At 71.3% G+C, this 10,076-nt stretch carries 14 protein-coding genes and 1 pseudogene; 6 read left to right on the top strand and 9 right to left on the bottom strand.

Annotated features, from left to right (window positions below; translation table 11 throughout):
• Nucleotides 1–268: 268 nt before the first annotated feature.
• From ACFWUQ_RS02890 to ACFWUQ_RS02875, 4 genes are all read right to left on the bottom strand, one after another.
• Complete coding sequence (locus ACFWUQ_RS02890) at nucleotides 269–811, bottom strand: hypothetical protein (RefSeq protein ID WP_384531876.1); 543 nt, start codon at nucleotides 809–811, stop codon at nucleotides 269–271.
• A 74-nt stretch (nucleotides 812–885) separates the two neighbouring features.
• Nucleotides 886–1,410 carry a stress protein gene (locus ACFWUQ_RS02885; RefSeq protein WP_384531874.1) on the bottom strand — a complete coding sequence of 175 codons (525 nt, stop codon included), beginning with the start codon at nucleotides 1,408–1,410 and terminating at the stop codon, nucleotides 886–888.
• A gap of 254 nt (nucleotides 1,411–1,664) precedes the next feature.
• A complete protein-coding gene (locus tag ACFWUQ_RS02880; RefSeq protein WP_384531872.1) occupies nucleotides 1,665–1,865 on the bottom strand; it encodes a hypothetical protein in 201 nt (66 codons plus the stop codon).
• Between the two features lie 55 nt (nucleotides 1,866–1,920).
• Nucleotides 1,921–2,115, bottom strand: a complete 195-nt coding sequence (locus ACFWUQ_RS02875; RefSeq protein ID WP_384531871.1) for a hypothetical protein — start codon at nucleotides 2,113–2,115, stop codon at nucleotides 1,921–1,923.
• 148 nt (nucleotides 2,116–2,263) lie between these two features.
• Here ACFWUQ_RS02875 and ACFWUQ_RS02870 point away from each other — a divergent pair, with 148 nt between their 5' ends.
• Nucleotides 2,264–3,361, top strand: coding sequence for a LuxR family transcriptional regulator (locus ACFWUQ_RS02870; RefSeq protein WP_384531869.1), 1,098 nt, complete (start codon nucleotides 2,264–2,266; stop codon nucleotides 3,359–3,361).
• 45 nt (nucleotides 3,362–3,406) lie between these two features.
• Here ACFWUQ_RS02870 and ACFWUQ_RS02865 read toward each other — a convergent pair whose 3' ends face one another.
• Together ACFWUQ_RS02865 and ACFWUQ_RS02860 are read right to left on the bottom strand one after the other, a co-directional pair.
• Nucleotides 3,407–4,531 (bottom strand): polyprenyl synthetase family protein, encoded by a 1,125-nt coding sequence (locus ACFWUQ_RS02865; protein ID WP_384531867.1) that lies wholly within the window; start codon nucleotides 4,529–4,531, stop codon nucleotides 3,407–3,409.
• 287 nt (nucleotides 4,532–4,818) lie between these two features.
• Complete coding sequence (locus ACFWUQ_RS02860) at nucleotides 4,819–5,031, bottom strand: hypothetical protein (RefSeq protein ID WP_384531865.1); 213 nt, start codon at nucleotides 5,029–5,031, stop codon at nucleotides 4,819–4,821.
• A 71-nt stretch (nucleotides 5,032–5,102) separates the two neighbouring features.
• On the opposite strand from ACFWUQ_RS02860, the gene ACFWUQ_RS02855 reads away from it, so the two are divergent.
• Both ACFWUQ_RS02855 and ACFWUQ_RS02850 read left to right on the top strand, forming a co-directional pair.
• Nucleotides 5,103–6,260: an MFS transporter gene (locus ACFWUQ_RS02855; RefSeq protein ID WP_384531864.1), complete on the top strand. Its 1,158-nt coding sequence runs from the start codon at nucleotides 5,103–5,105 to the stop codon at nucleotides 6,258–6,260.
• Complete coding sequence (locus ACFWUQ_RS02850) at nucleotides 6,250–6,567, top strand: hypothetical protein (RefSeq protein ID WP_384531862.1); 318 nt, start codon at nucleotides 6,250–6,252, stop codon at nucleotides 6,565–6,567. The genes ACFWUQ_RS02855 and ACFWUQ_RS02850 overlap by 11 nt, the downstream gene beginning before the upstream one ends.
• Nucleotides 6,568–6,618: 51 nt before the next feature.
• On the opposite strand, the gene ACFWUQ_RS02845 is transcribed toward ACFWUQ_RS02850, so the two are convergent.
• The 3 genes from ACFWUQ_RS02845 to ACFWUQ_RS02835 all read right to left on the bottom strand — a co-directional run bounded on the left by ACFWUQ_RS02845 (nucleotide 6,619) and on the right by ACFWUQ_RS02835 (nucleotide 7,489).
• On the bottom strand, nucleotides 6,619–6,741 hold the full coding sequence (locus ACFWUQ_RS02845) for a hypothetical protein (RefSeq protein ID WP_384531860.1): 123 nt from the start codon (nucleotides 6,739–6,741) through the stop codon (nucleotides 6,619–6,621).
• Between the two features lie 120 nt (nucleotides 6,742–6,861).
• Nucleotides 6,862–7,203, bottom strand: a complete 342-nt coding sequence (locus ACFWUQ_RS02840) for a hypothetical protein (protein ID WP_384531883.1) — start codon at nucleotides 7,201–7,203, stop codon at nucleotides 6,862–6,864.
• Complete coding sequence (locus ACFWUQ_RS02835; protein WP_384531859.1) at nucleotides 7,121–7,489, bottom strand: RNA-binding domain-containing protein; 369 nt, start codon at nucleotides 7,487–7,489, stop codon at nucleotides 7,121–7,123. Before ACFWUQ_RS02835 ends, ACFWUQ_RS02840 begins: the two co-directional genes overlap by 83 nt.
• Before the next feature lie 636 nt (nucleotides 7,490–8,125).
• Here ACFWUQ_RS02835 and ACFWUQ_RS02830 point away from each other — a divergent pair.
• The 3 genes and pseudogenes from ACFWUQ_RS02830 to ACFWUQ_RS02820 all read left to right on the top strand — a co-directional run bounded on the left by ACFWUQ_RS02830 (nucleotide 8,126) and on the right by ACFWUQ_RS02820 (nucleotide 10,003).
• A complete protein-coding gene (locus tag ACFWUQ_RS02830) occupies nucleotides 8,126–9,019 on the top strand; it encodes a DUF1206 domain-containing protein (RefSeq protein WP_384531857.1) in 894 nt (297 codons plus the stop codon).
• Between the two features lie 366 nt (nucleotides 9,020–9,385).
• Nucleotides 9,386–9,632: pseudogene (locus tag ACFWUQ_RS02825) on the top strand (RNA polymerase sigma factor); the annotation flags it as partial.
• A 197-nt stretch (nucleotides 9,633–9,829) separates the two neighbouring features.
• Nucleotides 9,830–10,003: a CsbD family protein gene (locus ACFWUQ_RS02820; RefSeq protein WP_362628303.1), complete on the top strand. Its 174-nt coding sequence runs from the start codon at nucleotides 9,830–9,832 to the stop codon at nucleotides 10,001–10,003.
• Nucleotides 10,004–10,076: the final 73 nt, after the last annotated feature.

The following is a 10,076-nucleotide window of genomic DNA, read 5'->3' as shown; positions in this document are numbered from 1 at the left end:
GGCCGGCGACCCCCGCCGAACCCGCGGCGCGCACGTGTGCGCGCCGGCTGCTACCCCCGCCGGGGGTGCCGTTGCCGGTCATGCCGTACCTCTCGCGCGTTCCCGGGCCGCCGTGCCGGGCGGCCGCCGACCGGGCTCACGGTGCCGGACGGCGGGGCGTGCGACCGGTACCGACACGCGCACGGGCCCGGCGGCCCCCTCCGAGGTCCGGTGTACGGATCGGAGGGGGCCGCCGGTGGGCGGGCGACGCCGGGGTGCGCGTCGGGTGCTACCAGGAGCGGTTGAACTGCACGTGGCCGCCGTTGCGCTCGTACCAGCCGACGAAGCCCCAGTTGATCCAGCCGCCGTCACCGTTGTTGGTGAACTGACCCGACTCGAAGATCCACAGACCGTAGTGGTTGTTGCCCCACTTGACGTTGGCGTAGACCCGGGTGCCCTGGAACTGGTCGTTGTAGTTCTGGCTCAGGTTGAACAGCATGACGTTGTGGCGGCCGCCGGCGGCGTTGAAGGCCTTGTCGACGGCATCCCGTACGAAGGCTCCCCGGTCGTCGGTCTTGATACCGCGCAGTGCTTCCGCGATGGCGGCTCCGCGGCCGATCTGGTCCATGGAGACGGTGACGGTGACGCTCTTCTCCGCCGCGGCGGCCGGCTGGGCCTGCTCCGCGGGGGCCGAAGCGGGAGCCGGGGCCTGGATGCCCGAGGTGGCGACCGCGGCGGACGGGCGGTCGGCGGCCTGGGCCGGGAGGGAGGCGGCCCCGGTCATCGCGAGTGCGGTGAGGGCGATGGTGGCGAGTGCGGTGTTGCGGCGCATGGGAAGCGGTCCTGTTCTTGGAGGTCGGGGGCGGGACGCGTACGGGTGCGGGGATCCGGGAGCCGGGGCGCGGGTCACCAGGAGCGGCGGAAGTTCACGTAACCGCCGTCGCGGTCGAACCAGCCGCGGAACGCCCAGTTGATCCAGCCGCCGTCACCGTGGTTGGTGAACTGGCCCGACTCGAAGACGAGCACCCGGTACTTGCCGTGGATGCCGCTGACCTTGGCGTCGTAGACCACACCGTGCAGGTTGGGGGTGTAGCTGTTGGCGTCGTTGATGACCATGACGTTGTAGCGCTGTCCGGACTCGTAGAAGGCGCCCTCCATGAGGGACTTCACGTAGCCCGAGCGGTTCTGACCGCGCTCGATCGCGTCGTTGACGATGTTGTAGATCTTCTGCGTGATGTCGAGGACCGCGGAGGCCACGTCGACGCGTCCGGCGAGGGCGCCCATCTCACCGGGGGCGACGCCCTGGACGGCGGCCGGCCGGGACTGTGCGGGGGCCTCGGCCGCATAGGAGGCGGCGGAGGGCAGGAGAACTCCCGCGGCGGCGATCGAGCTGACGATCATGATGGCCATACGCTTGCGGTGGATACGCATATCTTTGCTCCTTCTAGGGATTTTTCGGGCACTCGACGGCGGCGAAAGCCGGCGGGTGCATGAGGTTGAACGGCGAATACCGCGACGGAGGCGGTGCCGGAAGGGGAACTCCGAGCCCGAAGTCCGGAGTCCCGCCAGGGAAAAGATCGGGCCTAATTGAGGCCGAAACCCATGAGGCCCTGTCCGCTTTCACACCGGACTGCTGTTTTACTGAAAGGGCCTTTCGGGACGCTGGGGCCGTAAGGCGATTTCCGTCACCACGAAGTGGTGAGGTGGGCGGCCGCGTCGTCCCTGACGGGGTCGCCGCCGCCGCTGCCGCGACGGAGGGCACGCGAGGGGGGAGCGTCGGTGAGGCGCCGGCACAGCTGGACGGCGCAGTAGCCGGCGCAGATCAGCGAGAGGGTCGGCCACCAGGGAAGACGAGCTTCCCTGCGGCTCGGAGGGGGGTTCGTCATCGGATGTTCCGGGGCACTTTCGCGTGATCGGGAACCTGCCGGAGCCGGAGGGGCTCTAGAGGACCGGAGGGCAGTGGGTCGCGGGGTTGTTCCACTCGGTGTCCCCCGGCCGGAGGGTGTCGCAGGCGGCCGGGTTCTGCGCGGAAGTCGACAGGGAGGCGGAGTCACCATCGGACGCCGCTCCTGCCACGAGGCTGCCCGCAATACCCGCGGCCAGCGCCGCCGCACAAAGGAACCGAGTGAGCTTCATGCTGTACTCCTGAGAAAGTGAATTCTGGCCGAGAACCCTGGTGGGCCTTTTTCTTTCCGACGACTCAAGAATCTCCCGATCGGAACTCCTGGTCCAGAGGAGACGGTCCTCAGCAAGGTGCGTGGCACGAAAGGGAGGGGTGGAGGTTTTGGACAAAACCATAGAAAAGGGATTATCGGCGGGGCTGGGGAGCCCGTGGGCGCCGCCGGACGCCGATCCGCTGGAGGCTCCGGACCTCGACGCGACGGCCGTCCGGCTGTACACCCGGCTGCTGGAGCACGGGCCCGCGCCGGCCTCCGTACTGGCCTCGGCACTCGGCCTGACCGAGGAGGGCGCCGAAGGGGCCGCGTCCGAGCTGGCACGCCACCGCCTGGTCGCCCACGACCCCGGCGGGAGCTGTCCGCGCTGGCGGGCGGTCAGCCCCTACACGGCCGCGGCCGAGCTCGTCGGACCGGAGGAGAACCTCTTGCGCCGCCGCCTGGAGACCCTCGAACGCACCCGAGCCAGGCTCAGTTCGCTGATCCCGCTGTACGAGGAGACGTACCGCCGGGGTTCCGACTCCGGCGCCGTCGAGGTCGTCGAGGCCCGGGACCGCGTCATGCTGCTCATCTCCGACGCCGCGGCCCGCTGTACCGAGGAGGTACTCACGGTGCAGCCCGGCGGCGGGCGCCCGCCCGGCTACCTGGAACGCGCCCTCCCGCGCGACCTGGAGATGCTGCGCCGGGGGGTGCGGCTGCAGACCCTCTACCAGCACACGGCCCGCTACAGCCCGGGCACCCAGGAGTACGTGCAGGCCGTGAGCAGGGCCGGCGGCGAGGTCCGTACGCTGGGCGAGCTCTTCGGCAAGATGCTGGTCTTCGACCGGGCGACGGCGTTCCTCCCCGTCTGGGACAACCCCGACGCGGCCGTCGTCCTGCGGGAGCCGTCGGCCGTCGCCTTCCTCTGCTCGGTGTTCACCAACGCCTGGAGCCTCGCGGAGCCGTTCTCGGCCTCGTACACCGCGGCCACCTCGATCCAGTTGCAGGACACGATCGCCGGCCGGCTGGCGAGCGGTGCCAAGGACGAGCTGATCGCCCGCAGGCTGGGCATGTCCCTGCGGACCTGCCGACGGCACATCGCCGAGCTGATGGACGAGCTCGGCGCCGAGAGCCGCTTCCAGGCCGGGTACCTGCTCGCGCTCCGGGCCCAGGGAGCGGCGCCACCGGCCGCGACCGGGGACCCCCACCGCGCCTCCACCAGCCCCTGACCCGGACGCCGGCGCCGGACGCGGGCGGCCGGCTCCCCGCCGGGGTCAGCCGGTCCCCTCCAGGCTCCACAGCGGCAGCAGTTCGAAGAAGGCGACCGCTTCCGCCCGCCAGCGGGGGCGCCAGCGGGCGGCCTCGGCGGAGGCCAGTTCGGCGTGCCGCCGCATCCGGGACCGCAGTGCGGCGTCCACGCCGTGGCGGCGGCCGATCTCCCGCACCGCCTCCGACGCGTCGGCGCCGAGGCCGCCGGCCGTGGCCCCGGTACGGTCCCGGTCGTCGCGGCCGGCGCCGAGCGCGGCCTCCACCACGGCCCGCTCCACCCCGGTGGCCGACGCGAGGATCGCGGCGACCGCGTAACTGCGCCTGCCCTCGCGCAGATCCGTCCCGGTGGGCTTGCCCATCACCTGCGCGTCGCCGAAGAGGTCGAGGTAGTCGTCGCGCATCTGCCCGCAGATCCCGACCAGACGGGCGTAGCGGCGCAGTTCGGCGTCGAAGCGTTCGGGCCGCTCCCCGGCCGCGACCAGTCCCAGCCGGAGGGGGGCGAGGACGGAGTAGCGGGCGGACTTGTAGTCGGCGACCCCGTCCAGGGTCTCCTCGTCCGGGACGGCGGTGAAGTCCCGCTCCAGGTCGATGATCTGGCCGACGAAGGTGCTGGTCGCCGCCTCGGTCTGGATCTCCAGCAGGGCCTGGCGCAGTGCGAGCGGGGCCGACGAGTCGAGGAGTACCCGCAGGGAGAGGAAGGCCGCGAGGTCTCCGGCCAGCAGGGCGAGCCCGAGGGCCGCCCTCGGGTGGTCCGGGAGGCGGTCGCGGTAGGCGTAGTAGGTCGACGGTCCCGAGCGCCGGACGGGGCTGTCGTCGATGATGTCGTCGTGGATCAGCCCGTGGGTCTGCAGGAGTTCGATGCTCAGCGCGGCCTCGTCCAGACCCGCCGGGTGCCCGTCGGTGACCAGGCCGGCCGCCTCGTGGAGCAGGGCCACGCGCAGGCGTTTGCCGCCGCGCAGGGACAGGTCCCGCACGAGGTCGACGCACTCGGGTGCGAAGCGGCTGTTCTCGGGGGCTTCGAGCGTGCGGCGGAGTGTGTCGAAGTACGCCTCGAAGAGGAGGGCGAAGCGGCGTTCGTGTCCTGCGAGGCGGGTCCGGATCCGTTCGGTGCGGTCGGCGGTGGCGGGCACGGGCGGGTCTCCTCGGCTGTCCGGCCGGAGCGTTGCGCCCCTGTCGCGGTGTGAACGGGCACGACGGTCACCTCTGGGCGGGCACGACGGTCACCCCGGGTGATCGTACGTGCGGGTCGGCGGCCCTTCGCGGGCGGGATGCGGCCCCCGTCGCGGCCATGAGGGCCAGGACCGCACCCCGCGCCCGGCACCTACCCGGGCTCCCGCCGTCGATGCCCCGCCGAGCCGGCCGGGCCGGCGGGGCCGCGCCGGGCGTGGTTCCTGGTGCGGACGCCCGTCCCCGCCGGTCACGCGGGGTGGGACGCGCGGCGTATCGCGTCCAGCGCACGCGCCACGTCCTCGTCCGTGGTCGACCAGTTGCTGACCGAGATGCGCATCACGCGCCGCCCGTGCCAGGTGGAGCCGCTGATCCACGCCGTACCGTCGTCCATCAGGCGGGCGAGGACCCGGTCCGTGCGCTCGTCGGACCCGAATCCGGCACAGACCTGGGTGAACACCACGTCGTTGAGGACGGTCGCCCCGTCGATCCCGGCGATGCCCTCGGCGAACGCGCGGGCATGCCGCGCTGCCGGTGATCGCGGTGCTGGAACTGGACGCCTCCCCCGGCCAGGTGTCGCTGCTGGCCGCCGCGGCGACAGTGCCCGCGTTCGTTTTCGCGCTGCCCGCCGGGGTGGCCGGCGACCGGTACCCGAAGAAGAAGATCATGATCGGCACGGATCTCGCCGCGGCCGCGGTGGTGTCCGTGGTGCCGGTCTGCTGGGCCGCGGGAGTCCTGTCCGTGCCTGTGCTCTACACGGTCGCCCTGCTGCTGGGGGCACTGACCGTGCTGCACCAGGCCGCGTCGATCGCCATCGTGCGCGAGATCGTCGACCGCGCCCACATGCATCCGGCGAACGCGCGGATCACCGGCGCCTTCTCCCTGGCGGACACGGCCGGCACCTACGGTGGCACCCTCGTCGTGGGCCTCCTCGGTGCGGGCCGCGCCCTGTGGCTGGACTCCCTCTCGTACCTGTTCAGCGCCTGGTGCGCCTCCCGGATCCGGCCCAGCGCGGTACGACGAGCGGCGGCTGCCCGGCCCGCGCGGATGGGCGCCGCGATCCGCGAGGGGGTCCGCTACGTGATGCGCGATCCGCTACAGCGTCCCCTGGTGCTCTCGCTCGCTGGTCTCGCGTACGCCGACGGGATCGTGACGACGTACTTCGCGTACACGCTGCTGACCCGGCTGGACTCCGGCAGCACCGGTCTCGGCCTGGTCATGGGCGTCACCGCTGTCGGCGGCCTCGCGGGGGCGGTCGTCACCACCCGTCTCGTGGACCGGTTCGGGCCGGCACGCGTGTTGCTGACCGGATTCCTCGCCTACGCCGTGTGCGGCGTGCCCCTTCTCGTCGCCCGGCCGGAACCGGTGTGGCTGGGCGTGATTACGACCGCCGGCGCGCTGAGGACGGCGGCCGCGGTCGCGGCGGGCACGACCCAGCGGTCTCTACGCCAGCAGTTATGCCCTTCCGAGCTGCAGTCCCGCGCGCAGCAGACCTCCGTCTGGCTGGTCACCGGCCTGCGCCCGGCCGCCGCCCTGACGGCCGGCGCCATCGCCGCCGCCTCCTCCGTACATGCCGCGCTGATCGTCGGGACCCTGCTCTACCTCGTGCCTGCAGCACTGCTGTGGGCCTCGCCGGTTCGCCGCCTCACCACCATGCCGACTTCCGCGAAGGACTCCGCTCATGCCTCTTGACCTCCGCGAAGCGACGAGCCGTCGGCGCGCCGGCATGGTCGACCGGCTCACTACCGACGGCGTCCTGATCGACAAGCTGCTGCGCGACGCGCTGCTTCGCCTGCCGCGCGAGGCCCTGCTCCCGCACGCGTACGTCCGGGTCAGCGGCCCGGGTGCGGACCCGATCGACTGGCGCCTCCTCGACGGCTCCCACCCCGACGACCAGGAGGAGTGGCTCGACCTGATCCACAGCGAAGAGTCGATCCTGCTCCAGCGCGCGTCCCAGCGCCGTGGGTGGAACAGCTCGCACCCGGCGGACGGCTGCTGACCACGCTCGCGACCCGCACCCCGAGCTGGCCCGCTTGCCCAGGGGGCTCGGTTACGCCATGGCGGCGGCCACGGTCTCGAGGACGGCGCGCTGCTGAAGGTCGACGGGGACGTCGGCCTGGCGCAGCGAGCGGAGCGTGCTGCCGTCGGCGCACAGCCTGCACAGCCCGATCACCGGCATCGGTCCGGCGCCGATGGGGGTGTGCGAGGACGAGCTGTCGTAGACGGGCCGGTAGCAGCCGGGGCACAGCAGGCAGTCGTCGACTCCGTCCGCCGGCGGCGCGTCTGGACCGAGCTACGGCACGATCCGCAGGAGGTTCTCCCCGGCCTCGGCCCACAGCCCCATCGGCCGCTCCGCGGACCGCTCAAAGACCACGTCACCGTCCGGGCCTTCGCTGGTGCGGACCCGGGCCAGTGTGTCGACGCCTTCGTCGGGGTGGCTCGGGAGGAACGCCAGGACGCTCTTGGCGCCGGGCTCGTCGCTCACGCTGTAGACGTGCCCGCGCCCGGCCTTCAGGGCGGCGCCCATCTCGTTCAGGCCCTGGCCGCTGTCGTCATTGCGCAGGCGCAGCTGCCACGACGCCGGGGCCCCGTTCACTGCGGCCGGGTCGACCTCGACGTTCTTCGTCGTGCTCAAGGCGGGTGGCGATGCCGATGACGATGAGCCCGCCGCCGCCGTTGGCGAAGGCCGCGACGTCCTTCGCGAGCTCCTCGACCGACCTGGGGTTCGCAAGCTGGTACGGGCCCCCCTTCACGTCGAGCCACTGCGTCTCGCACAGTCCGAGCAGGGAGCTCTCACCGGCCCCCCAGTCCACGCCGTGGTGCTCCAGGTGCTGGATGAGCAGGCGGGCAATGCGGCATCGGGTGCACCGGCCGGTCTTCGATGTGGACGGGGACGTCTTCCTCGTATGGCGCGACGGCATGGCCGAGTGGGAGGCCGACTTGGGTACCTGGACCGATCACCCCCAGCTCGCCGCGCACACCTGGCCCAGCGAACCGGTGGTCGGCAGCGACGGCACCGGCCGCATGCTGCTGGCCTACGCCTCGGCCGGAGTGCACTACCTGCTCGAATCGGTCCGCCGCCCGGCCGGGGACACCTGGTCTTTCCCGAAGCGGCTCGTCGCCTCAGCCCACGCCTACGTCGCCGCCGGGGCGAAGGACGAGGCTGTTGCCCTCTGGACCGGTCCCGGCGGCCCCGCAAGCTCCTCTCCGCGTGGACCCTTTCGCTGCTGCCCGCGCCCAAGGTGCTCTCCGCGATCACCCCGGCCGTCGCCAAAGCCTGCCGGTCCCGTCCCGGTTCAGGAGTCGAGCCCATTGCCCCGGGGAGAGCCGAAGCGGGAGAAGCGAAAGGGGCTGCACTGGTCGGGTGCGCTGCTTGGTGCCATGGTGGAAGGAGCCGCTGTGACCGGTCGCCGCCGCGTCCCGCCCGCGGGAGCCGCCCTGGTGCGGTGTGGGCCGAGCCAGGGGGCGCATCTCGCAGGCCGTGGCGAGAACGCCTTCCAGCGCGCACTGACTATCGCGCCGTGTCGACCTCGGTAGCGCACAGGGAGGTGCCAGGTATGGCGATCGACAACGGTGGCGCCCAGGCCAAGACCCGGGGGCAGCGTGTGGCTGACAGCCGCGCCATGGAGGTTGCCTCCAGGGTCGGGCTCTGTGCCCGGGGAGTGATCTACGTTCTGGTCGGGCTTCTCGCCGTGCGGATCGGTTTCGGTGGCGGCAGTGACAAGGAGGCCGACCGGTCCGGGGCGGTGCGGACCATCGGTGAGCAGTCGTACGGCCAGGTGCTGCTGTGGGCGCTGGTGGTGGGGCTGGCGGCGATGGCGCTGTGGCGCCTTTCCGAGGCCGCCTTCGGGCAGGCGACGGAAGGCGGTGACAAGTGGACCCGGCGCCTGGGCTCCCTGGGGCTGGCCGTCTTCTACCTGGTGATCTGTATCGGCGTGGTGCAGACCGCGCTGGTCGGCGGGTCCGGCGGGGCCCGCGGCGGTGACGAGTCGTCGAAGGACTACACCGCGCGCGTGCTGGAATGGCCCTATGGCCGGGTACTCGTCGGCGTGTTCGGGGCCGTGCTGGCCATCGTGGGCGTGGTGATCGTGGTGCGCAGCCTGATGCGCAAGTTCGAGAAGAACCTCCGCACGGAGCGGATGAGCCAGACGACGCGGCGTATCGTCGCGGCTCTGGGCATCATCGGCGGCGTGGCGTGCGGGGTGGTCGCGGTGGCGACCGGCCTGTTCGTTCTCCTGGCCGCGGTGCGCTTCGACGCCAGCGAGGCAAAGGGCCTGGACGAGACGCTGCGCTCGTTCGCTGACACGCCTGCCGGGCCCGTGCTGCTGATCGCCGCGGCGGTGGGCCTTCTGCTGTTCGGCCTCTACTCCTTCTGCGAAGCCCGCTGGCGCATAGCCCCGGAACACGACGCCCCGGCGGAGCAGCAGGTCAGGAGCCGCGGTGCAGGCTGACAGGCCGGTGCGTGGCCATGGCGAGTGTCGTATGGCCATTTGGCCGGTACGGATAAGCCGCCTCACCTGCGTTGTTCTCACACCGCGCTGAGCATGATGCGTGACTCCCCCGCCAAGCTGGAAGGCGTCGCCCGAGCGGCCTCACCCCCACCGAAGAGCACGCTGTGCTCGTTTGCCGCACGTCCGGCCGTGACCGACGCTCTGATGTCGTTTACCCATACCGTCGCGTCAGTGCACCGGTCCCCCCTTGCGGTGGCAGCGGCTTTTGGCGCGCGGGATAGTCTGTCGTGCACCGCTTGTTCGCTGCTGACCCATGTGGGCGATTTCTTCGTAGTGCAGGTCGTGGAGTTCCCGCAGGACCCAGCACGCCGACACAGCGGCCGTCTGCTCGCCCTCGCCCAGCATCTGCTCGGCAGACGCCGAGGACGCGGTCCAGGACGCTTTCCTCAGCGCCTGGAGGCAGCTGCCGAAATTCCGCCACGGCGCCTCGTTCAGCACATGGATGTACCGCATCGTGACGAACCGCTGCCTCAACATGTTGCGCCGCCGGCCCCACCCACTGCCCCTGGAAAGCGTCCCGGAACCCGCTGCCGCGGACGCGGACAGCTCACCGCAAACGTGGCCGAGACAGAAGCAGCCACTGGGGTCGGAGGGCCCGCGCTGTGAGTTTCCAATGCGCCGCCCCCGGATGGCTAGAACGCAGAGTAGTGGCTTCATCCCAGCGGAGAAGGCCGGGTCTGTTTTGGGGGATAATTCGCTTAGTAGCCATTTTGGGGTGGGTTTTGGGTGGCCTAGTGGAAGGTGGCAGAGATGGCGGCTGGCAAGAAGGTCAAGAACGTAGCCAAGAAGACCAAGGGCAAGCTGAAGGAAACCACCGGTCGGGCTGTCGGTAACGAGAGTCTGGAGGCGAAGGGGGCCCGCGAACAGATGGCGGGTGATGCGAAGCAGACCATGCAGAAGGTCAAGGACACACTCAAGCATTGACCCCACACCTTGGAGCCCACCCCCTCCCGGGGGATCTCCTGGGAAGCCATAGCAAAGGGCCGACGTCTCACGT

This window comes from Streptomyces sp. NPDC058662 (assembly GCF_042716255.1).
Taxonomy (GTDB): domain Bacteria; phylum Actinomycetota; class Actinomycetes; order Streptomycetales; family Streptomycetaceae; genus Streptomyces.
This window is presented reverse-complemented; position numbering and strand designations above follow the sequence as displayed.

Bases quoted from the DNA above. Each gene is read 5' to 3' on its own strand.
- ACFWUQ_RS02890 (WP_384531876.1), bottom strand. From the start codon at position 811: ATGCGCCGCAACACCGCACTCGCCACCATCGCCCTCACCGCACTCGCG.
- ACFWUQ_RS02885 (WP_384531874.1), bottom strand. From the start codon at position 1,410: ATGCGTATCCACCGCAAGCGTATGGCCATCATGATCGTCAGCTCGATC.
- ACFWUQ_RS02880 (WP_384531872.1), bottom strand. From the start codon at position 1,865: ATGACGAACCCCCCTCCGAGCCGCAGGGAAGCTCGTCTTCCCTGGTGG.
- ACFWUQ_RS02875 (WP_384531871.1), bottom strand. From the start codon at position 2,115: ATGAAGCTCACTCGGTTCCTTTGTGCGGCGGCGCTGGCCGCGGGTATT.
- ACFWUQ_RS02850 (WP_384531862.1), top strand. From the start codon at position 6,250: ATGCCTCTTGACCTCCGCGAAGCGACGAGCCGTCGGCGCGCCGGCATG.
- ACFWUQ_RS02835 (WP_384531859.1), bottom strand. From the start codon at position 7,489: ATGCCGTCGCGCCATACGAGGAAGACGTCCCCGTCCACATCGAAGACC.
- ACFWUQ_RS02830 (WP_384531857.1), top strand. From the start codon at position 8,126: ATGGCGATCGACAACGGTGGCGCCCAGGCCAAGACCCGGGGGCAGCGT.
- ACFWUQ_RS02820 (WP_362628303.1), top strand. From the start codon at position 9,830: ATGGCGGCTGGCAAGAAGGTCAAGAACGTAGCCAAGAAGACCAAGGGC.